This is a genomic window from Sediminispirochaeta smaragdinae DSM 11293 (genome assembly GCF_000143985.1).
Lineage (GTDB): Bacteria > Spirochaetota > Spirochaetia > DSM-16054 > Sediminispirochaetaceae > Sediminispirochaeta > Sediminispirochaeta smaragdinae.
Window position 1 is genome coordinate 1,273,410 of the sequence record NC_014364.1, and the last position, 22,685, is coordinate 1,296,094.

21 protein-coding genes are annotated in these 22,685 nt (G+C 49.8%); 15 read left to right on the top strand and 6 right to left on the bottom strand.

Annotated elements, in window-relative coordinates; genetic code table 11:
* Positions 1 to 12: 12 nt before the first annotated feature.
* From SPIRS_RS06070 to SPIRS_RS06080, 3 genes are read right to left on the bottom strand one after another with little or no spacing between them, the layout of a single operon-like run.
* On the bottom strand, positions 13 to 786 hold the full coding sequence (locus SPIRS_RS06070) for a creatininase family protein (protein ID WP_013253799.1): 774 nt from the start codon (positions 784 to 786) through the stop codon (positions 13 to 15).
* A gap of 46 nt (positions 787 to 832) precedes the next feature.
* Entirely contained in the window at positions 833 to 1,381 is a 549-nt protein-coding gene (locus SPIRS_RS06075; protein WP_148224038.1) for an ECF transporter S component, read from the bottom strand.
* Between the two features lie 36 nt (positions 1,382 to 1,417).
* Positions 1,418 to 1,855, bottom strand: coding sequence for an Lrp/AsnC family transcriptional regulator (locus tag SPIRS_RS06080; protein WP_013253801.1), 438 nt, complete (start codon positions 1,853 to 1,855; stop codon positions 1,418 to 1,420).
* 230 nt (positions 1,856 to 2,085) lie between these two features.
* On the opposite strand from SPIRS_RS06080, the gene SPIRS_RS06085 reads away from it, so the two are divergent.
* A complete protein-coding gene (locus SPIRS_RS06085) occupies positions 2,086 to 2,541 on the top strand; it encodes a YbaK/EbsC family protein (RefSeq protein ID WP_013253802.1) in 456 nt (151 codons plus the stop codon).
* A gap of 237 nt (positions 2,542 to 2,778) precedes the next feature.
* Here SPIRS_RS06085 and SPIRS_RS06090 read toward each other — a convergent pair whose 3' ends face one another.
* Complete coding sequence (locus SPIRS_RS06090; RefSeq protein WP_013253803.1) at positions 2,779 to 3,861, bottom strand: GLUG motif-containing protein; 1,083 nt, start codon at positions 3,859 to 3,861, stop codon at positions 2,779 to 2,781.
* A 223-nt stretch (positions 3,862 to 4,084) separates the two neighbouring features.
* Here SPIRS_RS06090 and SPIRS_RS06095 point away from each other — a divergent pair, with 223 nt between their 5' ends.
* The 10 genes from SPIRS_RS06095 to SPIRS_RS06135 all read left to right on the top strand — a co-directional run bounded on the left by SPIRS_RS06095 (position 4,085) and on the right by SPIRS_RS06135 (position 14,707).
* Positions 4,085 to 4,354: a hypothetical protein gene (locus SPIRS_RS06095; RefSeq protein WP_041865999.1), complete on the top strand. Its 270-nt coding sequence runs from the start codon at positions 4,085 to 4,087 to the stop codon at positions 4,352 to 4,354.
* Positions 4,355 to 4,526: 172 nt separating this feature from the next.
* On the top strand, positions 4,527 to 4,694 hold the full coding sequence (locus SPIRS_RS22495; RefSeq protein ID WP_171814758.1) for a hypothetical protein: 168 nt from the start codon (positions 4,527 to 4,529) through the stop codon (positions 4,692 to 4,694).
* Between the two features lie 9 nt (positions 4,695 to 4,703).
* On the top strand, positions 4,704 to 5,312 hold the full coding sequence (locus SPIRS_RS06100) for a choice-of-anchor I domain-containing protein (protein ID WP_407635911.1): 609 nt from the start codon (positions 4,704 to 4,706) through the stop codon (positions 5,310 to 5,312).
* 188 nt (positions 5,313 to 5,500) lie between these two features.
* Positions 5,501 to 6,799, top strand: a complete 1,299-nt coding sequence (locus tag SPIRS_RS06105) for an extracellular solute-binding protein (RefSeq protein WP_013253804.1) — start codon at positions 5,501 to 5,503, stop codon at positions 6,797 to 6,799.
* Between the two features lie 97 nt (positions 6,800 to 6,896).
* Positions 6,897 to 7,766, top strand: a complete 870-nt coding sequence (locus SPIRS_RS06110; RefSeq protein WP_245537711.1) for a carbohydrate ABC transporter permease — start codon at positions 6,897 to 6,899, stop codon at positions 7,764 to 7,766.
* Positions 7,767 to 8,648, top strand: a complete 882-nt coding sequence (locus SPIRS_RS06115; RefSeq protein ID WP_013253806.1) for a carbohydrate ABC transporter permease — start codon at positions 7,767 to 7,769, stop codon at positions 8,646 to 8,648.
* Between the two features lie 17 nt (positions 8,649 to 8,665).
* Complete coding sequence (locus SPIRS_RS06120) at positions 8,666 to 11,020, top strand: glycoside hydrolase family 3 N-terminal domain-containing protein (RefSeq protein ID WP_013253807.1); 2,355 nt, start codon at positions 8,666 to 8,668, stop codon at positions 11,018 to 11,020.
* 52 nt (positions 11,021 to 11,072) lie between these two features.
* A complete protein-coding gene (locus SPIRS_RS06125; RefSeq protein ID WP_013253808.1) occupies positions 11,073 to 13,409 on the top strand; it encodes a substrate-binding domain-containing protein in 2,337 nt (778 codons plus the stop codon).
* 9 nt (positions 13,410 to 13,418) lie between these two features.
* A complete protein-coding gene (locus SPIRS_RS06130; RefSeq protein WP_013253809.1) occupies positions 13,419 to 14,072 on the top strand; it encodes a response regulator transcription factor in 654 nt (217 codons plus the stop codon).
* A 2-nt stretch (positions 14,073 to 14,074) separates the two neighbouring features.
* Positions 14,075 to 14,707 (top strand): polysaccharide deacetylase family protein, encoded by a 633-nt coding sequence (locus SPIRS_RS06135; RefSeq protein ID WP_245537712.1) that lies wholly within the window; start codon positions 14,075 to 14,077, stop codon positions 14,705 to 14,707.
* A gap of 51 nt (positions 14,708 to 14,758) precedes the next feature.
* Here SPIRS_RS06135 and SPIRS_RS06140 read toward each other — a convergent pair whose 3' ends face one another.
* Positions 14,759 to 16,141, bottom strand: coding sequence for an amidohydrolase family protein (locus SPIRS_RS06140; RefSeq protein WP_013253811.1), 1,383 nt, complete (start codon positions 16,139 to 16,141; stop codon positions 14,759 to 14,761).
* Between the two features lie 224 nt (positions 16,142 to 16,365).
* Between SPIRS_RS06140 and SPIRS_RS06145 the strand changes: the two genes are divergently transcribed.
* Genes SPIRS_RS06145 through SPIRS_RS06160 form a run of 4 tightly spaced genes read left to right on the top strand, consistent with a single transcriptional unit; the run spans position 16,366 to position 21,779 of the window.
* Entirely contained in the window at positions 16,366 to 17,253 is an 888-nt protein-coding gene (locus tag SPIRS_RS06145) for a carbohydrate ABC transporter permease (protein WP_013253812.1), read from the top strand.
* Positions 17,250 to 18,089, top strand: coding sequence for a carbohydrate ABC transporter permease (locus SPIRS_RS06150; RefSeq protein ID WP_013253813.1), 840 nt, complete (start codon positions 17,250 to 17,252; stop codon positions 18,087 to 18,089). The genes SPIRS_RS06145 and SPIRS_RS06150 overlap by 4 nt, the downstream gene beginning before the upstream one ends.
* A 31-nt stretch (positions 18,090 to 18,120) precedes the next feature.
* On the top strand, positions 18,121 to 19,386 hold the full coding sequence (locus SPIRS_RS06155) for an ABC transporter substrate-binding protein (protein WP_013253814.1): 1,266 nt from the start codon (positions 18,121 to 18,123) through the stop codon (positions 19,384 to 19,386).
* Between the two features lie 23 nt (positions 19,387 to 19,409).
* The gene (locus tag SPIRS_RS06160; RefSeq protein ID WP_013253815.1) at positions 19,410 to 21,779 is read left to right on the top strand and encodes a glycoside hydrolase family 3 C-terminal domain-containing protein; all 2,370 of its coding nucleotides are present in this window, start codon (positions 19,410 to 19,412) and stop codon (positions 21,777 to 21,779) included.
* Here the strand turns inward: SPIRS_RS06160 and SPIRS_RS06165 are convergent.
* Positions 21,776 to 22,657 carry an AraC family transcriptional regulator gene (locus tag SPIRS_RS06165; RefSeq protein WP_013253816.1) on the bottom strand — a complete coding sequence of 294 codons (882 nt, stop codon included), beginning with the start codon at positions 22,655 to 22,657 and terminating at the stop codon, positions 21,776 to 21,778. The genes SPIRS_RS06160 and SPIRS_RS06165 overlap by 4 nt on opposite strands.
* Positions 22,658 to 22,685: the final 28 nt, after the last annotated feature.

A 22,685-nucleotide genomic window follows, 5' to 3' on the forward strand; every position in this document is an offset into this window, starting at 1 on the left:
AGGTCATAGTCTCTACATTGCCCTGATTTCTTCCATAACCTTGAAAAGTGTTTGGGCGATTCCTGTAAGTAGTTTTTCCCCTTCTACTTGTGTTGCTTGTGAAGGATCTCCAATGACTCCATTTTCTGATACATCTTCTGTTATCCATCCAAAGGGAACACATTCCGAGAAATTGATAAACTCCTTCTGCTGCAAAAATTCCGGTATGGATGCCTTTATTTCTTTTTTACGAACAAGTTCAGGATCGATGTACAGAATAATCGAGGTTTCCATTCTTCCCGCGTGAATGCCGAACTTCCTTTCTGACTCAGAATATTCTCCGAAGTCGAAATTCTCCGGCATTATTTTTAGAAAGGGATGAAGAACAAATGTTTTTATCCCTGTCTGTATCCGTATTTCACGGCACATGAAATCCAAAACTTCATGATTACCCCCGTGACCGTTCAAAAACACCAATTTTCGAAAACCGGATCGCTGTAATGACGCTCCGATATCCGACAGGATTCGGATAAGAGTTTCTACCTGCATGCAAACTGTCCCCGGAAAAGAATTATGTTCGTTACTTTTCCCATAGGGAATAAGCGGCAGAAAAACGGCTGGGTAATTTGCAGTTCGCATAATTTCTTTTAGCCCCTTGGAGATCGCTTCTGCTATAAGTGAATCGGTCCCTACGGGAAGGTGAGAACCATGTTGTTCTGTCGAACCAATTGGCTGTATAGCAATTAAAGAAGATGCTTCTTTCTCAATCTCTTTATATGTCTTATGCTGAAAAGTCAATTTATCCATGCCACTCCTCCGAATCCTGGAATATTTGATGATAGTCTGCTCAGCTCTACTTACGATTTACCACTCCCGCCCTTTCCAAAGCCCGAAAGACTCCCCAAGAGATAAGACCACAAACGATTGACCCTGCAAAAAAGGAATCGACAAGATAGAGCACTTTGAAACCGAACGTGAAATCTGAAAACCAATAGATCAAATCAATGAAAAATGCAGTGACGGTGCCGCAGCCAGAAGCCAGCATTGTAATCCAGACTTTCGGACGATACCGTGCAGAAGAGAAGGCTATCTCCGAACCAAGTCCGTTACCAAATCCATACAAGATACACAAGGCCCCTGATGGATTTCCGAATAGCATTTGCAGTAGGCCATTCAGAAGCGCAGTAAACATTGTCGCTCCTGGTTTTCTGACGATCAGACCTCCCATGATAACGGCAAAAAGATGAAGAGCTCCTGGCCACATAGACACAAAAGGCGATGCAATATTCAGTGCCCGAACTATTGGGTTTATGACCAGAGAGCTAAGCACTGCGCCGATTGCCGCTATTACTGCTATCATGAGCAGATCTACAGAGGACAGCCATTTTTTCTTTTTTTTCATTTCCTCTTCCACGTTGCAAAACCTCCTTATAGATACTTAGAATGGAATTTTTTTACGTTTTTCCAATACGATGTTTGTTTTAATCTTTATGATCCCCTTTATTTGGTTTATCTCTTCTTGGATTACGGTATTGAGAGATTGCATGCTTGGAAAATAGGCAAAGACAAAGAGCTTTGATTCTGAAGTTGTAAAAATTCTTTCAACATTCCTCAGTTTAAAAATCGTATCTCGAATCTCTGTATTTTCCTGGGGTGACGTCTCTATTTCCAACATGACATGAATTTCCTGTCCGATATTTTCGTAGTTGAGGTCAATGGTAAAATTGTTAATTACTTTATCCTCACACATCGCATTGACCTTATTCGTAACGACGGCCCTGGAAAGATCAAGATCCCTCGCTATTTCGGCATAGGCTGTTCGACTGTCCTCGAATAGTATTTTTAGAATGCTAATATCTATGTCTTTAATCTTCATTTATACACGTGCTCCTATTTTGTGTCGTTTTCATACAAATGTCAATAAAAATATTATAATAAAGTACTTTTGTATAAATATTGTCCTCCCTGTTGTAGTATCGTAAGAAACGCAGGACTCAGGTTAATTCCTTTCTCGCCTACTATCAATGGAATTTAGCAACGAAAATCCTTGCATTGATTTTTCATGATAGATACACTCTTTCCATCTTCTATGCGAGAGGCAAAAACATGATACCGGAAAAAGTACGTTCAGTTCTTGATACCTATCAACTTACGGCACTGGAGTTCGAACCCGGCAGTACTCCCACCGCCCAAATGGCTGCCGATCGGATTGGTGTTGCTGTCGGGCAGATTGCGAAATCAATTCTTCTGAAGGGAAAAGATGACCGCTATTTTCTTGTGGTTTGCGCAGGAGATCGAAAAATCGCTTCCGGAAAGATGAAACGGCTGACCGGTGTCAAGTGTTCCATGGCCACTGGGGATGATACCCTTCGTGTTACCGGTTATTCTCCCGGTGGCGTTACGCCTTTCGGCGTTGAGGGGGTTGAGATTTTCCTCGATGAGAGTCTCCTTGCCTGGGACACGGTTTATCCTGCAGCAGGAACCGATGCCACCGGTGTGCCTGTTACCTTCGAGCTTCTTCAAAAGATTACCGGTGCCGAGACCGTCGATGTTACGGCCTAAGCCTGACGATCAGCCTCTTGGGACCTCTTGGGAATAGTGCCGAGGGCCCTGGTGATTGCTATGTTTTTTCAATGTAAGATGAGATGCCGGTGAAATAGTTCTTCCGATGATCAAGTAGCGGTGGTGCCTTCGGCTCTGCTTGATAGGCCCATGCAGATAAAAAGCCGGGGGAAGGCCCCGGTTGATAAAAAAATCCTTCCATCTTTTTGTATTGACGTTTATACACTAATCCATCCATCAAAGATGGGGATATTCATCTGCGTTGATGGCCCACACCGTGTCAAAATCCCAACCGGAAAAGGTCGATTGCGTCTTCATATCTGCCGTGCTAACTCCAGCCGCGCCGATGGTATCGTTCTTACCTGTCGTCTGTGTGTCGTAATAACAGGAGTCTATATTTCCTGGACTACCGCTAAATCCTCCCAGGTGCGAAGCACTTTCCGAACCAATGATTTTTCCCGTTGCATAACAATTCTTAATGAAAAGAGAAGCATCAACTATCGAGCCCACGAAGCCCGCAAGATAATTCGCGCCATTGACATCTCCCGTTGCATAACAGTTTGTAATGCTTCCAGATGCATCTTTCAACAAAATCCCTACAAACCCGCCTTTAAAAGAACCGATTGAGCTTGTGGTTTTTACTGGGCCTGTAGCATAGGACTCGGATATTGTAACAAGTTGGTCGATATAGCCGATAAGGCCTCCGATACGCTCTTCTCCTGAGACAGAGGCTGAAGAATAGCACTGAGAAATTGTTCCTCCTGTCATACCGCCCACGAGTCCTCCACCGAAGCGCTCATCAGCTATTACCATACCGGTTGAATAGCAATGCGTGATCGTACCTTTCGAAGTTCCGGCAAGGGCCCCTACATAACGAGGCCCGATGACATTGACGTTTTCTATTCCAAGATTGGAAATCGATCCACTACTGTCAATAGATCTGAACAGTCCCTGGTAGTTTTCGGTGCCATATATCGTAAGACCCGTTATTTTGTGGCCATTTCCGTCAAAACTTCCGGTAAACGAGTTGCCAGCTTCTCCTATGGGATCCCATCCTGCACCTGTAGTATAACCACTCAAGTCGATATCCGCTGTGAGTTTGTAGCAGTCTGAAAGTGTCCAATCCTCATATCCTGTCTGTCCGCCCCGTACGGCAGACAGCTGTTCTGCTGTAGAGATGCGATAGGGATTTGCTGGAGAACCGTCCCCTGGCTCCTCAATAAAAGGGCTGCCGGAATCAGAATTGGTTGGATTTGAACAGGATACCGCAAGTAAGAGTGATAAGAAAACTCCTACCGTATAAATGACTAGCTTCCTCATGAATAATTACTCCTTAATGTAGTGTAAATAATAATGATATTGTATACAGTGTATACTAAATTCTAAAAAATTACAGCCTCTTAGGCTTTTTTATTTCATTTTTTTGAACGACAATTTTTTAACATCATTAACAAAATCAGAACTGGCGGGAGTAAGTTTCATTCCCTTCAAACAGGATAATTGGTAGTATGTAGTTATCAAACTATACAGGCGGTGGATTCTGATGAAGGAGATCACGTATACAGACTTTGAAAGTGGAGATATCAGTTTTCTCGCAGATTTATGTAATGCGCTTATGAGTTTTCAAGCAAAGAAAGCAACGATAAAACCTGAAGTAATGAGCGCAATGAACTTTGAAAATCGTTTGATTCCTGATTTTCAAACAGCTAACGGAAACGAATCCGTAGGAACGTTCTATGAAAAAATCGGATTTACCTTCAGCCACTCTGTATTTGATGGGTTTATACAGGCATATACAGAAAAACCGAGGTAAAATCCTTGTTTTTGTGTCTGTGCTTACTTTTTTCCACAGTTTTGCTTTCAATTGACTGCGGGGAAAAGAATTGTGCCCTTTCAATCACCAGGATTCGAAACAGTAGATTCAATTTTCTACCAATCTGGGCTGCTCGTAAGCATGAAGTGCTGATGTGAGAAGACCATCAGATATGAAAAATATAAACGGACAACTTACGGAAGATCGAAAAATCACTTTTGATCAGGGTGATGTCAACAGCGTATCGGTCCATGGTGATCTTGTTGCCGTAGCTGCTTCGGACAAGACTGCAAACGGCAGGGTTTATTTTATCAACGCAGATTCAGGCGAGAGACTATGATTTGTCACTGTGGGAGCCTTGCCTGATATGGTGACCTTCTTTCCGAACGGCAAATATGTCTTGTCGGCAAACGAAGGAGAGCCCGTTGAGAAATATGAATCAGATCCTGCAGGTTCCGTTTCCATCATTGAGGTGGGCTACTCATCTCCTGCCGATTCGGTATGTACCACGTTAACGTTCTCTGAATCAGATAGTGAAAAAAGCAAAGATGGCGTTCCTGTCAGAACCCACGATTATCTGGGAAATTTTGAAACAGATTATTCTTTTGATAAGGATATTGAATCCGAATACATTGCCGTGGACGGTACATCCCAATATGCCTATGTATCCAGCCAGGAGAATCATGCCGTTGCTAAGATAGATATTGAGAGGAAAAAAATCCTGACGCTTAAATCCCTAGGATATAAAGATTACTCTCAGTGTGGAGTGGATTTTGTAGAGGATGGTAAAATCAATATCGTATCCGAGCCCTATTACGGTCTTTATATGCCCGATTCTTTGACCACGTTCGAAGTGGACGGAAAGACCTACATAGCCACCGCCAATGAAGGGGACGACAGGGGGGAGACATCAAATCTGAGTATAAGAATCTCAGAGTTTCTCCGTACGATAGCATAGATACCGATGGTGACGGAGCTATTGATATATTGTGGCCTTTGGATCACCAATATTCGTAACACTACCATCAGCATAGGTCAAATCACCTATGCCAATCCGGGTTTTTTGTCCGCTGAACAAATCCATCCCATCCCTTAGAATTATTAATACCTGATTTTAATGTTGTAAAAAAACTGAGGAGGTTCTGTATGAACAGACGTACAAGTATCACGATTTCACTTGTATTGTGCCTTGTTGTTACCGGATCGCTTTTTGCCGGTGGTGAAAGCGAGAAGAATGCCGAGAGTGGGAAAACAACTATTACATGGTGGGCTCTTTCCGGCGGTGGCGGTGCCGATGATGTGCGTGAAATCTATCGCCGCAATCTTATTAAAGAGTACGAAACGGCACATCCTGACGTCGACATCGAACTGACCATGCTCGAAAACGAGGCTTTCAAACAAAAGGTCCAAGTTGCGATTCAAGCGGGCAATCCCCCGGATATCTTTCACTCCTGGGGTGGTGGCGTCATGGTTGAATACGCTCGGGTTGGAGCCCTCAAGGACATATCGAATTTTGTAGAGAATGAACTTTCTCCATCAATTGGGTCCGGTGCCTTAGGCGTATACGGCTACGACGGGAAGTATTACGGGGCTCCCTACGACATGGGGGCGGTGGGCCTCTGGTATAACAAGGCGGTCTTTGCCGAACTTGGAGTCGATGTCCCGAAGACCTGGCCCGAATTACTCGACATCGTGAAGAAGGCAAAGGCCGCGGGATATATCCCCATTGCTCTCGGTGGCGGTGACCGCTGGCCGGCCCATTACTGGTGGGTCTATCTTGCCATGCGAATCGGCGGGCAAGAGGCCTTCAATGCCGCCTATGACGGATCGGGTTCTTTTAAGGATGAGACCTTTGTGAAGGCAGGAGAGATGCTTCTTGATCTTGCCGCTTTGGAACCCTTTCAGACCGGATTTCTCGGCTCTACCTATGATGACGAGAGCGCTCTGGTAGGAAACGGAAAGGCCGCCATGGAACTCATGGGCCAGTGGGCTCCGGCTGTCCAGGCTGCCAATTCCGAGAGCGGAAAGGGAATCGGCGACGATCTCGGCTGGTTCTCATTTCCTGCGATTCCCGGCGGTGTCGGTAAAAATAGCGATGTTATGGGAGGTGGCAACGGTTATGTGATCGGTGCAAACGCTCCCGATGCGGCTCTGGATTTCCTGAAGTTCTTTCTCTCCAGGGAGAACAACATGGAATTGCATAAGGTCGAAGGTATCATTCCCGTGGTAAAGGGGGCCGAAGAGGTTCTTGCATCGAATCCCAATGCAGTGAAAATCGCCCAGGCGGTTGCCGGTGCAGACTATTATCAGCTGTACTATGATCAGTTTCTGCCTCCATCTGTAGGGGAGACAATCAAGGATGCGGTTATGGCCCTGCTTGCGGGAAAGGCAAGCCCGGAAGAAGCTGCGACCATGATCGACGACTCCTGGCAGGCCGAGAAATAGCCATGCTGTGAAAAAGAGGGCCTCCTTCGAGAGGTCCTCTTGCCCACAAGGAAATACAATCACCATGATGTCTTTAAACAATAAAACGATATACTCGGTGAAAAAAGCCGGCCTTGTTTTTCTGCTCATCACTCCTGCCTTTCTGCTTTTTTTGCTTTTTGTCGTCGTACCTGTCATACAGGCCGGTCATTACTCCGTGTATAGATGGAAGGGACTCGGCCCTCTGGAGCAGTTCGTCGGATTGGGGAACTTTTTTCGAATGTTCGGCGAGGATATATTCCTGACCGCTCTTTGGAACAATCTGAAAGTGGTAATCCTGTCCCTGCTTTTGCAGCTCCCGGTCGCCTTCTTTTTTGCACTCTTGATCGGTAGAAAGCGATTCCCCGGTTCCATGCTTTTTCGTGGTATCTATTTTTTCCCCTATATTTTGGCAGAAATCGCAATCGGTATCATCTGGAAATTTATCTATAATCCGGAATTCGGACTTCCGACCATGATCGCCTCCTTTGTAAGCGGTGGAGAGACGAAGATTGCCCTGCTTGGAAGTACCGAACACGCCTTTACCGCGATTTTTATCGTCATTTTCTGGAAATATATCGGTTTCCACATGATTCTCTACATAGCAGGTCTTCAGAATGTTCCCGATGAGTTGGAGGAGGCTGCGATTATCGATGGGGCATCGAAATTACAGGTTGTTTTTCATGTCATCATTCCCTGCATGCGCAATACCATAGTCATATCCGTTTTCCTCTCCGTTGTCGGCGCCTTCAATATCTTTGATGTTGTCTGGGCCATGGGACAGGGCGGGCCGGTCCATTCGACCGAAACCTTGGTGACCTACCTGTATAACTTCGGATTCAAACGTTTTGCCTTCGGATACGGAAGCGCTGTGGCAATTGTTATCTTCCTGATTTGCCTGGTGTTTAACCTCTTTTATCAAAAATACATCGTGGGAGAGTCGAAGTAAATGAGCAGCAAGAGTTTATCTTTAACAACGCCGCACATGCGATCACGGCATCGATTATCCGGAAAAAATCATTCGACCATGAAATTCCTGCTTGGATTTTTCATCGCCTTGATCATGTTCTTTCCCATGTATGCCGTCATCATCTGCAGTGTTAAAACAAACGGACAGGTGTTGTCCGATCCTTTCGGCATTCCGCATCCCTTTGATCTTACGGCCTTCGGCCTTGTCCTTGGAAAGTCGGGAGAGTTTTGGGGCTTTCTTTACAACTCGATTGTCATAGCGGTTTCGACAATCGTTATTGTTGACCTTTTTGCCATGGCCGCCGGTATTGCACTCTCGCGGATACGCTTCAAGGGACGGCCCCTGATTTACAATTTTTTCATCATGGGAATGTTGTTTCCCATAACGGTTGCTGTCCTCCCGCTCTATCTTCAGCTGAGAGATTTGGGGCTGCTTGGCACTCAGGGGGGAGTAATACTGGCCGAAGCGGCCTTCGGACTCCCCATGGCCATCTTTTTATTTACCGGCTTTTTTAAGGATATTCCCCAGGAATTACAAGATGCCTGCCAGATGGACGGCGGCGGCATGTTTACCTTTTTTTTCAAGATTGTCATTCCGATATCCAGACCTGTGGTCGCCACCGTTTCGATCATTACATTTATCCAGAGTTGGAACCAATTTCTCTTTCCTCTTCTTGTTCTGGATGATTCGAGTAAGTTTACGATTCCCTTGGGAATCATGCAATTTCAGGGACAGTTTACCACCGGGTGGAACCAGGTTATGGCGTTCATCACCATTTCGATTATCCCGATGGCTGCCTTCTACTTTTCGGCTCAGCGCTATATTGTTGCCGGCCTGACGGCCGGAGCCGTAAAAGGTTAACGTTTAGGAGTACTACCTTGCAGGATTATCATGATCAGGCTTTGACATTATGTAAAAAGATGACGATTCATGAGAAGCTGGCCCAGATGTATTCGGTCTGGTTTAACATCAGGCCGGACGGAAGTCTTTGGTTGAAGGATCACACGGGTATGATCGTGACCGAATCCCCTGTTCGTTTTGAAGAGCTGCTGAAAGATGGCGTAGGGGAAATAACCCGGCCGCTGGGAAGCCAGCCGATTGATGCCCGCACCGCCGTGAAGGCGCTCAATTCGATACAGGAGTTTCTCGTTAAAGGGACGCGTCTCGGTATCCCGGCACTTGCGCACGAGGAGTGTCTTGCGGGGCTCATGGCAAAGGGGGCAACTTTGTTCCCGTCGGGTATCAGTCTTGGGGCCCTATGGGATGAAGGATTGGTGGAAAAAATCGCAAGGGCCATTGGCGATGAGCTCTACTCGGTAGGGAGCAGGCAGGGCTTAGCTCCGGTGCTCGATGTCAGCAGGGATGCCCGTTGGGGCCGGACCGAAGAGTCCATGGGAGAAGACCCTTATCTTGTCGGTACCCTTGCCACTGCATATGTACGGGGCTTCCAGGGAAATGACGGAAGACTTCTTGCAACATTGAAACATTATGTTGGTCATTCCTTTTCCGAGGGGGCGAGGAATCATGCACCGGTGAGAATGGGAGAAGACGAGTTGAGTGATGTTATGCTGCTTCCCTTTGAGATGGCGGTAAAACTGGCACATGCGGCCTCCGTCATGCCGGCATATCACGATATCGACGGCATTCCCATGCACGCCTCTCTCACCTATCTGCGGGATATCCTTCGCGAAAAGTGGGGCTTCGACGGGATTATCGTTTCTGATTATTCGGGTATCGGACAGCTTTGCCACGATCATCGGGTCGCCGAGGATCTCGCCTCTGCCGCTTGTCTTGCAATAGAGGCTGGAGTCGATGTCGAATTACCCGGGCACGAATGTTATAAAAGCGGGGCCCTTGCTGCGATCGAACGGGGGGATCTTCCCGTCGCCCTTGTCGACGGGTGTGTGACGAGGGTGCTTGAGCAAAAAATCAGAATAGGACTCTTTGAGCATCCCTACGCCGACGTCGATGCGATCTCCCTGCGGAGTGATGAACATCTCGCTCTTGCCTACGAGGCTGCGGTTAAATCGATGGTGCTTCTCAAGAATGACGGAATACTCCCCCTCACCACGGGAAAGAAGATCGCCTTGATAGGTCCCCTTGCCGATGATCCGCTCTGTTTTTTCGGCGGCTATTCCTTCCCCGTACACCATATTCTCAGCTCCCTGGAAGATCGGGATGAGGGGGCTATGACACTGAAGGAGGTTTTTGAATCAGTTCCTGGAGCACTCTTTTCTTATGCAAAGGGCTGCGACATTCTTTCTCAGCGGCCGAAGGATGCTCCGGTATTTCCCGGTGATGTTCACCTCGACGGTAGTGCCCAGCACTCCTATGTCAGCCACGATAAATCGGGATTCCCTTCGGCCATAGAGGTTGCTCGCTCTGCCGATGTTGTTGTCCTTGCCCTCGGCGATCTTGCCGGACTCTTTCTGGCGGGGACCGTCGGTGAGGGGTCGGATGCCAGTTCCCTCGTATTGCCCGGGGTTCAGCAGGAACTTCTTGAGGAGCTACTCGGTCTGGGGAAACCGGTGGTGCTCGTTTTGCTGAGTGGAAGACCTTATAGCCTGAAGATTGCGGCCGAGCGATGCAGTGCCATCCTTCAGGCGTGGCTTCCCGGGCAGAAGGGGGGGCAGGCAGTCGTCGATATCCTGTACGGCAGGCAGAACCCATCCGGCAGACTCCCCGTTTCCATTCCCAAAGCAGCAGGGGCGATGCCCTTCTTCTACAACCATAAAATCAAATCGGCAGGTACCCCCATTCAGCTCGATTTCGGAGCCACCTATCCCTTCGGCCACGGACTGAACTACACCAGCTTTTCCTTCGATGCGTTCCGGCTTGATGATAAAAGGGTGGCCATCGAGGGGGAAATTACCGGAAGCTTTATCGTGAGAAACAGCGGTGAGCGGGATGGGGAAGAGGTGATTCAGATATATGTCCGCGACCTGTATGCATCCCGGGTGCGTCCCGTAGAGGAGCTTAAGGGGTTTAAACGGGTACACCTCGCAAAAGGGGAGTCGGCGCTTGTTCGCTTTACCGTTCCTGTCGATATGCTGAACTTCACCAAGGGGAATTTCGTCAGGGTTGTCGAGGCGGGAGCCTTTGAGATCTCCATTGGAAGATCTTCCAAGGATATTCTCTTTACCGATACCGTTCAGGTGACAGGCGAGGACCGGATTCTTCCTGAGCAGTGGAATATGCAATCGTCGATCACGCTATCCCCTTGCGCCTTTTAATTGTTTGTCCGACTATTGTGGAGTGCTTGTACGCCGAAGGTCGAAGAGAGACGTGAATAAGAATATTGGTGTTTTCACCGCTGAGTTGAATGATGCCTACCAGTCGGCCGTCTGGAAGGGCATCGTTTCTCAGGCCCAGACCCGTGAACTGGGTCTGGTCTGCTTCCTTGGTTCCAGGGTCAAGTCGCCCATCGCAACGGAACAATGTTCGAATATTGCATATTCCCTTGCGGATAAGGAGAATATCGACGGCTTAATCATCATTTCATCGGCGATTTCCACCTATCTCGATTTTCAGGCGGTTACGGAGCTTTTCCGCATACGAAGCGACCTTCCGCAGGTCTCTGTTGGCTTGGGAATACCCGGGATTCCAAGCATTATCGTGGACGGCAGAATCGGTATGGTCTCTGTCATACGACATCTGATAGAAGTTCATGCCAAGCGTTCCTTTGCCCTTATCTCGGGACCTTCCGGGCATCTTGAAGCAGATGCCCGGAAGAAGGCCTTTTTCGATACCCTGGCCGATTATGATATCACCTTCGACCGGCGGCTCATGGTCGAAGGAAGTTTTGAGCAGCGGTCCGGAAGCAGGGGGGTAAGAGCCCTGCTTGCCGAAGGTATCCCCTTTGATGCGCTGGTTTGTCTGAATGATAAAATGGCCTTGGGAGCATTGGACGAGCTGTCGAGGCATGGTATTTCCGTCCCTGATGATGTGGCCCTGGTAGGATTCGACGGCATCGAGGAAGCCCTTTTTTGCCAGCCCCCGCTGACGACGGTTCGTCAGCCCTTATTTGAACTTGGTGCGGCCGCAGTAGAAGAGGTGTGTGCACTCATCCAGGGAGGCAAGGGGCAGAATCGCTATCTTAACAGCAGTGTTAGGGTCGGTGAATCCTGTGGCTGTCGCCATAGCTGGATTCCCGAGGCTGCAGCGATGGACTCCTTCTCGAAAGATCTGGATGAACCGGACCGTGATACCATGGCCCTGCTGCGTTCTCTCATCTTTGAAGAAAATGCACCGGCATTTCTGGAGTTCCTGGAAAGGGAAGCGACGTCCGATACCTACAGCGGGCGGGACCTGCGGCGACTTCATACTCTCTTGTATGCCGTACAGGAAGAGCTCCTGTCGGACGATGAATCCGGAGATCGGTCTATCCTGCGTCGACGGCTGCGGCTTATATCGACGGGCCTGAGCCGCCTTGCGGAGCTGACAACGAGGATTCTCTCTTCCCGGAGACTTAAGGAGATGGAACGTAATTTCCTCGCACGCTCGATCGGTGCCGCCCTTGCCGAGGCCTTTGAGATGGACAGTATTGTCAAAACCCTCTCAAAAGGCTTGGTGAGCCTTGGTTTTTCCGAAGCCTATCTTGTCATCTTTCTTGATTCCCGGGATGGCAAGGAGCTCTCAAGGGTCTTTCCCCTGCCCCTTGAAGGGGATGACCCGACGGCGAAGGGCTATGTTTTCAAGACCACCTCACTCCTTCCTGATCAAATTGATTTCGACTGGAAGCGAAAACAGTGGGTTCTCAAACCTCTTGTCTACCAGCATGAGCCTCTGGGCTATATCCTTTTACCGGTGGCGGTGGATGATCCGGCCCTTTACGATCTCTTGAGTAAACAGATATCCAGTACCGTAAAGGGAGCCCGGCTCCTTGAGCAGGTACGCACTCATGAGAAGAGCCTGGAAGAAGAGGTTTCGCGGCGGACCGCGGAGTTGACCAAGACCAATGAGTGTTTACAAACCGAGGTGGATAAGCGCATCAGGCTTGAGCAGGAAGTGATCGATATCTCTAACAATACCATGAACCGTATAGGCCAGGATCTTCATGACGACCTGTGTCAGCACCTTGCCGGGATCTCTATGATCACCGAAGCACTGAAGAATTCGCTGGATCCCGGCAGCCACCCCTACGAGGTATGCACTCAAATAAACGACTTGATTAGCAACTCTGTCGACCGGGCGAAGGGCATAGCGAGGGGACTCGTTCCTGTGGGACTGAAGGAGAACGGATTTATCGCGGCTGTCGATACCCTGCTTGCGGCCTTGGGAAAGGGGAATACGATTGATATGCGTCTTGAGCGCTCCCCGGATTTTTTCCTGAAAAACGACGATCGTGCCCTCCAGCTTTATAGAATTGTTCAGGAAGCTTTATCAAATTCAATAAAGCATGCAAACTGCTCGCATATTGTGGTAAAACTACATACGCAGCAAAAGGGAAACGGGCGGCTGATTGAGATTATCGATGACGGCACAGGCTTTTCCGATAAAGGTGAAGGTGATGGCATGGGATTGAAGATTATGCGATATCGTGCCGAGAAGGCTCAGGTGCATCTGCTGATCAGGAATATGGAACCTGGGACAACTATTTCCTGTCTGATACCACAAGGATAATAAAAAGATATGAGAAACAGCGTCAGATTCTTGGTTGTTGATGATCATCCTGTTTTCCGACAGGGGCTTGTTGTCCTTCTTTCCAGTAATCCCCGTTATGAAATTTGTGGTCAGGCCGGGACAATTGAAGAGGCTCTCGATATCTGTCGGGACAAGCTCCCTGATATTGCCCTTGTCGACATATCCCTTTCCCATCAGAATGGACTCGATTTGATTCATCGCTTTAAGTCTTTAGATCCCGATATGCCGATTCTCATTATTTCTATGCATGATGAATTGGTGTATGCCGAACGGGCCTTAAAATCGGGTGCAAGCGGTTATGTCATGAAGCAGGAGGCCGCGGCCGTGATGCTCGACGCCGTGAAAACGGTTCTTGCGGGGAAGATTTATGTGTCGCCGGTCATGAACGAACGGCTGCTTGCAACTGTTTTTGGCCAGAGAGAAGAGCGGGACGACCTAGTCAATCTGTTGAGCGATCGGGAATTCGAGGTTCTGGAATATATCGGCCAAGGCTATGGGGCTAGTGAGATATCACGAATTCTCAATCTTTCGGTGAAGACGGTAAACACCTATAGAGACCATATCAAAGAAAAGATGAATTTCGACACCGCAGCGGCGATACGCAGATATGCTGTAAAATGGTGGCAGAGTCGCAGGCCTTGATCATGGAAAAGCTTTGCGCCCTCACCTTTGATGACGGCCCCGATACCGAAAAGAGTTCGAAGGTTCTTGATCGTCTCGAAACCTATGGTATTCCTGCCTCTTTTTTTGTCGTCGGCAACCTTATTAGCGACGAAAGCCGTCCTGTTCTGCAGCGTGCCCGCTCTCTTTCGTGTGAGATCGAAAATCACGGCTGGAGTTACGATCCCATGGATACAATGAATGCCGAAGAGATCGTACATTCGGTTTCCGCATGTTCGAATGCAATCAGGAAGGCCATCGGTGAGGAGCCCTGTTTTTTCCGTCCCCCAAATCTCGCTCTTTCTGCTGCCATGTTTGAAGTCGTGCCCTATCCCATGATCGGCGGAATTGCAGCTATGGACTGGCAAGGATGTCATACCACGGCCCGGCAGCGGGCGGACAAGATCCTTTCTCAGATCTGCGACGGTGCCATCCTTCTTTTACACGATGTCCAGCCCGACCCGCATCCGACCCCCCAGGCCCTTGATCTGCTGCTTCCCGCGTTAGGTCATCTCGATTACCGTTGTGTGAGTCTTCGAACCCTTTTTTCCCTTAGGGGAGGGCTTCCCCCCCCGGGAGAGAGGACGCTGTGGAAGATAGTTCCTCCGCTCTGCTGATCTTGTAAGCTGGTCTATCTTTGAGACGCGTAGGCGTGAAGGGCGGGGGGCTTACGCATTCCTGATCACCCTGTCGCAGACCCGTTCGGCCTCTTGCGCAACCGTTTCCTCCTCGATACCGGTGAGCCTTCCCTCGGCATAGACAACCCTGCCATGTACCATGGTGAGCCAGACCGGACCGGTGACAGCGACCCTGGCAAGAAGGTTTGCCGGATCGTGGAGAGCCCCCGCAAGTTCGAGGCTCCGGGCATCGACAAGAAACAAATCCGCCCCCTTTCCCTCTTCGATGCTTCCGATATCCTCTCTTCCCATCATGGCGGCACCTTCGACAGTGGCGATTTTCAGCATCTCGTATGCACTTACCGCGCCGCCCCGCTGCTTACTGTGGTAGCTCTGCATCAAATAGGCCATGCGCAGGGAATCAAGCAGGTTCGATCCGTCGTTTGTTGCCGAACCATCGCAGCCGAGACTCACTCTCATTCCCGCTTTCTGCATCGCCTTCATATCGATGATGGGAAAACCTCCCAGGGTGGCAGGAGCAGGGCAGTGGGACAGGCCCGTTCCGCTTTCCGCCATTACCCTATACTCCGCAGGCGTAAGCTCCCAGCCGTGGGCGAACCAGACGTCGGGTCCGAGAAAGCCGAGCTCCCGGCACCAGGCAAGGCTCCTTGTTCCCCATCGGTCGACCATCATCTCGTTTTCCCCCTCACCCAGATGGGTATGGAGAAAGACCCCTTTGTCCCGGGCAAGGCGCAGGGATTCGGTAAAGGTCTCCTTGCTGCAATTGATCGGCTGGCAGGGAGCGACGACGATTTGTCGCATGCTATAGGGGTTCGGATCGTGATAGATATCGATGAGCCGCTGGCAATCCTCAAGAAATTCATCGGTGGTTTCGATCATCTCTTCCGGAACATTGCTTCCCTGATTTTGAGGCAGGGTGTTGGCGCCCCGTCCTGCATGGAAACGGATACCGATCTGGGCGGCGGCCTCCATTTGCCGGTCTATCAGATTTTTTCCTGCCGATCGCGGAAAACAGTACTGGTGATCGAAGGCCGTGGTACAGCCGTGTTTTACCAGATCGGCCATGGCCGTAAGGGATGAGTAGTAGATGACATCGGCATCGACACGCTTGAAGGTCTGATAGATCTTTCCGATCCAGTCGGGAACGGTCATGTTGGGATAATCGATGGAGGTGAGGTTTCTCACAAAGGTCTGGAAGAAGTGATGGTGGGTGTTGATCAGTCCCGGGTAGAGAAATTTCCCCTTTGCCTCAATACACTGTGCGCCTTCTGCCTCCGGGGATTTCTCCAGATCCTTTCCAATACGGAGGATGCGACCTCCCTCTATCAGGATATCGCTGTCACGGTATATGGTATCCTTCTTATCGCAGCTTACGATTGCCAGGGCGTCTTTGATGAGCGTTTTCTTTTTCACGAAGCTTTCCTCCGATACATCCTTGAATTTGCGGCAGGCAGACAAAGGGGGGAGGAGCCGTATGTGAGGCTATGCCAAAAGGGGGAAAGCTGTCAAGGTGCCGCCAAAACTGTTCGGTTTTTCCGCTACAATATCACAAAATGTATATTTTCCCATTAAAAAATGGAATGAAATTGCTGTATTGCCCATGCTATTTTTATTCAAGCGGCAGAAAGGAGGATGAGATGGGGAGAGGGGTGCGTCAGAACAGCATATGGGAGCATCTGTTTTTTCTCGGTCCGGCGACGATTCTGTTTTTTGTTATTGTTTTTGTTCCCTTTGTGACGGGCTTTATTCATTCATTTAGTGATTGGAACGGTATAACAAAAGAACTATCGTTTATCGGCCTTGAAAATTATAAGAATATCTTTACACGGCAGTCTGATTTTCTGCGTACCTTTTGGTTTACCTTACGTTTTGCCGTTGTGCAGGTTTTCCTGGTCATGGTTATCGGTGTGGCACTTGCCGTGGTTTTGGTCAGGCCCCTTAAATTTCGTGATGCACTGAGGGCCTCTTTTTATCTTCCCCAAACGATCGGGGGCCTGGTCCTCGGTTTTATCTGGCAGTTCATCTTCATCAACGGTTTCCCCGCTTTCGGGACCCTTTTTCATCTTGATTTTATGCAGCTTCCCTGGCTCGGGACCGAAGAGACCGCCTTTACCGCCTTGATCATTGTCAGTACCTGGCAAAATGTGGGGTATGTCATGGTCATCATGACCGCCGCTCTCATGGGAATTTCTCGGGATGTTCTGGAATCAGCCGAGATCGACGGTGCCGGTACCTTTCGTACCCTTTTCAGAATCAAACTTCCCATCTGCATGCCTTTCATCACGGTGGCGCTGTTCTGGAGTACCGCAAATGTTTTCAAGATGTTCGAGCTCAATCTATCACTGACAAAGGGAGGGCCCTATGGTTCAACGGTATCCATGGCCCTGGGGATCTACAACGATGCCTTCGTCAAGAATCGCTACGGCCTGGCGTCCGCCGAATCTGTCATATTTTTCCTCATCATATTGATCATTACCTCGATTCAGTTGCTTGTGACTAGAAAGAAAGAGGAGGCCTACGCATGAACGGCATGAACGGGAGGCAGACCATCTCGTCGATGATCCTCTATGTGATTATGTTTATAGCGGCCTTTCTTTTTCTTTTCCCGCTACTGTTCGTCTTTCTCAACTCTTTAAAACCATTGCAGGAGATCATTTCTCATCCCCTTTCTCTGCCAACGAAACTTGTATGGAGCAATTATACGAACGCCTGGAAGATCGTGAATTTCCCTCTTCTGTTCAAGAATACCTTTATCGTCACCCTCTTTTCCCTTTTGGGAATCATCCTTTTTGCCACGATGGTGGCCTGGTGGCATGTCAGGCATCCTTCTCGCTATTCGAAGATTTTGACGACGGCCATCATCATGTCGATCCTGATTCCCTTTGCATCCATCATGATTCCCCTTGTGCAGGTCCTCGGTCGTATCGGCATAAACAATACCCTCTTCGGGGCTGTGCTTACCTATTGGGGGATCGGACTGGCCTTTGCCTATTTTCTGATGAGGGGAGCTGTCATGGCTCTTCCCGCTGAACTTGAAGAGGCTGCAAAGATCGACGGATATGGGACCATCCCTATCTTCTTTACCATCGTTCTGCCGCTTTTGGCTCCCACAATGATGAGTGTCCTTGTGATGGACGGGTTCTGGATCTGGAATGACGTCATGGTGCCCCTGATCGTTATCAATAACCATGCCCTGAGTACGATCCAGCTTGGTATCAATAGATTATTCGGCATGTATAACAGTAGATGGGAGGTCGCATTGCCCGCTTTGGTCTTGAGTATGATTCCCATCCTGGTGGTTTTCATTGCCGCTCAGAAAAAGATTATGGCGGGAATCCTCTCTGGTGCGGTGAAAGGATAGTGTTGGAAATGCTATTTCAAAGGAGGAATATATGAAAATAGCTAAGGGTCTATGCCTAGTATGCTTTGCAGCGGTGTTGCTTTCGCCGCTCATGGCCGGAGGTCAGGCCGATTCGTCGCAGGCCTCGGGTGGCAAAACGACGATCTTTCTCTCTCAGAGCAAAATCGAGATTGATCAGGCCCTTCGTGATGTAACTACACGCTATAGCGAGTTGCATCCGAATGTGGAATTTGTCATCGAGTCTTTGAGTGACAATTATACGACCAGCCTTCGTACCAAATTCGCCGGAGGCCAGGCCCCTGATATCTTTATGATATTGGGTGGTTCGGAACTCGATCTCTGGCAGTCCCGTCTTGAGGACCTCAGCGATCAGCCTTGGGTTTCCGATATGGTACCGCTGGCAAAAGAGGGCATAAGCGCCGCCGACGGTACGGTGTACGGCTTTCCCGTATCGGTAGAGGGCTACGGCTATGTCTACAACAAGCGGCTCTTTGCCGAGGCGGGCATCACCTCGGTCCCGAAGACCTTCACCGAATTACAGCGTGCCGTTGAAAAACTGAAGCAGGCGGGAATACAGCCCCTTGCAGGTACCTACATGGATTGGTATCAGGCGGGAATGTTTCTGGTAAATATGGGAATTGCCAGGCAGCCCGATCCCCTTGCCTTCATACAGGGCTTAAACGATGGAAGCGAAACCTTTGTCGGAAACGAAATCTTCGAGGAGGTTGCCAATTTCATCCTCTACGATTTCTCTCAGTGCGAATCTCCCCTGAACACCGGCTTTAATCAGCAGACAGCCCTCCTGTTCAGTGAGTCTATTGCCATGACCCTTGGAGGAAACTGGCTTCAGCCCTCCATCGATAGTGCCAACCCCGATATGCAGGTTGGTTTGATACCGATGCCGATCAACGATGATGTTGCAAGCAACGACAAGCTCTATGCCGGAGTTACGGGATACTGGGTCATTAATAAAGAATCTCCGGCGAAAGAAGAGGCCAAAGCCTTCCTTACCTGGCTTGCAACGAGCGAAGAGGGACGGAAAGCGATGACGGACCAGCTCCTTTTTATCCCGGCCTTCACCAGCTTCGAAGCAAATCCCGACAAGGTAGGGGCCTTGAGTTCGGATCTCTCCCGCTATGCAAGCCAGGGGAAGGTCTATGGCATCTACAATTCCATGTACCCGGCAGGCGGGGCGGAATACTTCGGAAATGCGGTTCAGAAGCTTGTGGCGGGAAAACTCGATGTCCCCGGCTTTCTCGAAGAGCTGCAAACACGCTGGGATCAGTTAAAGAGATAGGATAAAGGGATAGGAACAGAGGAATGACGGGAACAAGAGCAATCGAAACGATTCTTGGGCAGATGAGCCTTGATGAAAAACTTCGCTTATGCACCGGTGACGGGCTATGGCATACGGCAGCGTTCCCCAGCCTTGGGGTTCCCGCTGTGCTGATGAGCGACGGGACCAGCGGAGTACGGCTGCAAAAGGAGTCTAAAGGGCCTGATGATACCGATTTTGCCTATAATGCGATCAACAGCAGCTTTGACAGCGATGAGGCTCTGACCTGTACCTATGCCGCAACCTGCTTTCCCTCCGGATCGACGATCTCTTGTTCCTGGGATACCGAGCTTATACAGGAGGTGGGCCGAGCCATTGCCGAGGAGTGCAGGGCCTTAGGCATCCGTCTTCTGCTGGGGCCCGGAATCAATATCCGCAGACATCCCCTCACCGCACGTAATTTCGAATACTATTCCGAGGATCCCTTTCTGACCGGCCGTATGGGTGCGGCCATGGTGAAGGGGCTTGCGGAAAGGGGGGTGGGTGCGGTCGTCAAACACTTTGCCTGCCATCACAGCGACAGTAACAGAACCAGGGTTGATGAGATCTGTGACCGTCGTACGCTCCACGAGATATACCTTGCCGCCTTTGAGTATATTGTCAAGACGGCGCACCCTGTCGGGGTGATGAGCTCCTACAACAAGATAAACGGGGTCTATGCCTCTGCGAACCATTGGCTTTTGACCGAGGTTCTGCGGGACCGTTGGGGCTTCGACGGGTTCGTTATCAGCGACTGGGGAGGGGTGCCGGATCCTGTGGCCGCTTCAAAGGCGGGTTTGGACCTGCAGATGCCGGAGTCCCTCGGCTCTAAAGCGTATCTGCGTGAGCGTATCCTGGCAGGCGAACTCGATGAGGCGCACATCGACGGGCGGGTGCGTAACATCCTCAGGATGGTATTTCGCCTTGAGGCGATGCGGCAGGAAGGCGGTCAGGTCGACACCCGTATGCATCATGATCTTGCCAGAAGGGCCGCTGCAGAGTCGATCGTGCTTTTGCGAAATGAGAACCATGTGCTACCGCTTTCGGCCTCCTGCGGCACGATTGCCGTTATCGGTGAGCTTGCCCTCTCTCCCCTTTACCAGGGGACAGGCTGTGCGATTGTGAACAGCAGGCGGGTGGATACCCCTCTCGACTGCATCAAGGAGCAGGCGCCGGCTGAGACAAAGGTGCTCTTCAGCCGGGGGTACCGCGGCGCCGGAGAGGACGACGGAGGGGGTGCCGGAGGGGAGGATACTTCCATGGTGGAGGAGGCGAGGGCCTGTGCCGCCTCCTCCGATGTCGTCGTATTCTTTCTTGGAAGCTTTCTGCCTCCGGAATCCGATCACTACAATCGGGAGCATATGCGCGTTGAAGCCAGCCATGAGCGTGTGCTGGAAGCGGTGCTCTCCACGGGAAAACCGGTAGTTGTCATTTTGCAGTCAGGCGATGCTGTTGAAATGGCCTGGAGCGACCGGGTCGATGCACTGCTGATGACGGGATTCGGCGGTGAGGGTGTGGGGGATGCGATTGCCAGGGTGCTCTTTGGAACGGTTAATCCCAGCGGAAGGTTGCCGGTAACAATCCCCAAAAGCCTCCGGCAAACCCCCGCTTTTACCAGCTTTCCCGGTGACGGTTTCAACCTTGTCGTCGGTGAAGGTATATTCACCGGCTACCGTTACTATGATTACCGGGGACTGGAACCCCTTTTTCCCTTCGGCTACGGTCTCTCCTACACCAGATTTACCTATGGTGATGTGAAACTCTCTTCCGAAACCGTCAGGCTACCGGAATGCCTCGAGATAGCGGTGGAGGTGGAAAACAGCGGGGAGTTCTTCGGAAAAGAGGTCGTTCAACTCTATCTTTCGCAAAGCTCTCCACGAATACCCCGTCCGGTGCGGGAATTGAAGGGCTTTGCAAAGCTCTCCCTTGCCCCGGGAGAGAAAAAACGTGCCTGCTTTACCCTATGTGAACGGGATTTTTCCTATTTCGATGAAAGTCGGGATGGATGGAGCGCCGACAGCGACGCCTTCCTTATCGAGATCGGTTCTTCAAGTCGGAATATCAAGGCCTCTGTCCCGGTCCGGATTATCGCCCCTCCGAAGCCTTTACGGATACTGAATGCCGAAAGTGGCTTTTCCGAGATTCTTGAGAGCCCGATAAGCCGGGATATGCTCTTCGAGTTTCTTATCGACCGGGGAATCATCGCCAGATCCGATGTAACGGAAGCCCTCGAACATGCCTTGCGCAAAAGTTTCTGGGGACTTTACTCGTATCTCGATATGAATGGAAATGGCAAGGTCTCGCTTCCCATGGTCAGGGATTTGACCGGGACCATGAACCGCGCCATCGAAGCGGCCGCACAGGGTGCCGTCTAATAGAGGCCGATAACGAATTTCTTGTGATCAAGATTACTCACATGCTCGTGATTCTTACGGTATTGCAGTGGAGTAACGCCGTACAGCTCTTTGAAGCTTTTGATAAATGCCCTGGTGTCGGGAAAACCCTGTTCCAGGGCGATATCGATGATCGACATGTCTGTGGTGATAAGTTCGATGTAGGCGTAGTACATGCGAATACTGGTGAGATAGTGTTTGAAGGTCGTTCCCATGTTGCTTTTAAATATACGTGAAAGATGCTCCCTGCTGATGCCCATGTGCTGCGCAAGCAACTCAAGGGTAATGGGCTCCTGATACTGTTTGTCGATAAATCTGATGATCCTTTCGCACTGCTGCAGGTTGCGTTGCGATAGAACATTGCAGTGGGGATAGCTGCTGTCGCTGAAGTAGTTTATCAGTAGAAAAATAATCCGGTACACAATGCTGTTGAGCATGAGCTGATAATTGGGAATTTCCTCTCTGCGGACGAATATGGCATACATTTCATCCATGGCCTCTTTCAGCTCTCGATACGTTTCTTTCGTTCCCCGATCCAGAGAGAAGGTGAGGAAATCTATGTTCTCGCATGCCTTTTTGAGGAATTCATGAGGGAAAATGATGGAAAGGGCATCGCTGCGCTGAGGCTCGACGGCTTCGCAGGCATGCACATTTCCCGAGTTGATAAGCAAAATGTCACCTGGCTTCACCGTGAAAAGACGATTGTTGATCCTGTATCGATAGGAGCCTTTGAGGCCCATGGTGATTTCCAGGCTGAGATGCCAGTGATCGGATACATGATACACTTGATTTTCCGAGAGAAGATATACCCAAGCTAAAAGCGCTTTCGGGGTCTTGATAATCTCATGCTCTGTAGCCATATAGCATGCACCCCTCTTTACTATAGCA

Coding starts and splice junctions, on each gene's coding strand:
- SPIRS_RS06145 (WP_013253812.1), top strand. CDS start 16,366: ATGGGGAGAGGGGTGCGTCAGAACAGCATATGGGAGCATCTGTTTTTT.
- SPIRS_RS06165 (WP_013253816.1), bottom strand. CDS start 22,657: ATGGCTACAGAGCATGAGATTATCAAGACCCCGAAAGCGCTTTTAGCT.
- SPIRS_RS22495 (WP_171814758.1), top strand. CDS start 4,527: ATGAAAAATATAAACGGACAACTTACGGAAGATCGAAAAATCACTTTT.
- SPIRS_RS06160 (WP_013253815.1), top strand. CDS start 19,410: ATGACGGGAACAAGAGCAATCGAAACGATTCTTGGGCAGATGAGCCTT.
- SPIRS_RS06105 (WP_013253804.1), top strand. CDS start 5,501: ATGAACAGACGTACAAGTATCACGATTTCACTTGTATTGTGCCTTGTT.
- SPIRS_RS06070 (WP_013253799.1), bottom strand. CDS start 786: ATGGATAAATTGACTTTTCAGCATAAGACATATAAAGAGATTGAGAAA.
- SPIRS_RS06135 (WP_245537712.1), top strand. CDS start 14,075: ATGGAAAAGCTTTGCGCCCTCACCTTTGATGACGGCCCCGATACCGAA.
- SPIRS_RS06150 (WP_013253813.1), top strand. CDS start 17,250: ATGAACGGCATGAACGGGAGGCAGACCATCTCGTCGATGATCCTCTAT.
- SPIRS_RS06095 (WP_041865999.1), top strand. CDS start 4,085: ATGAAGGAGATCACGTATACAGACTTTGAAAGTGGAGATATCAGTTTT.
- SPIRS_RS06090 (WP_013253803.1), bottom strand. CDS start 3,861: ATGAGGAAGCTAGTCATTTATACGGTAGGAGTTTTCTTATCACTCTTA.
- SPIRS_RS06130 (WP_013253809.1), top strand. CDS start 13,419: ATGAGAAACAGCGTCAGATTCTTGGTTGTTGATGATCATCCTGTTTTC.
- SPIRS_RS06115 (WP_013253806.1), top strand. CDS start 7,767: ATGAGCAGCAAGAGTTTATCTTTAACAACGCCGCACATGCGATCACGG.
- SPIRS_RS06085 (WP_013253802.1), top strand. CDS start 2,086: ATGATACCGGAAAAAGTACGTTCAGTTCTTGATACCTATCAACTTACG.
- SPIRS_RS06155 (WP_013253814.1), top strand. CDS start 18,121: ATGAAAATAGCTAAGGGTCTATGCCTAGTATGCTTTGCAGCGGTGTTG.
- SPIRS_RS06080 (WP_013253801.1), bottom strand. CDS start 1,855: ATGAAGATTAAAGACATAGATATTAGCATTCTAAAAATACTATTCGAG.
- SPIRS_RS06075 (WP_148224038.1), bottom strand. CDS start 1,381: ATGAAAAAAAAGAAAAAATGGCTGTCCTCTGTAGATCTGCTCATGATA.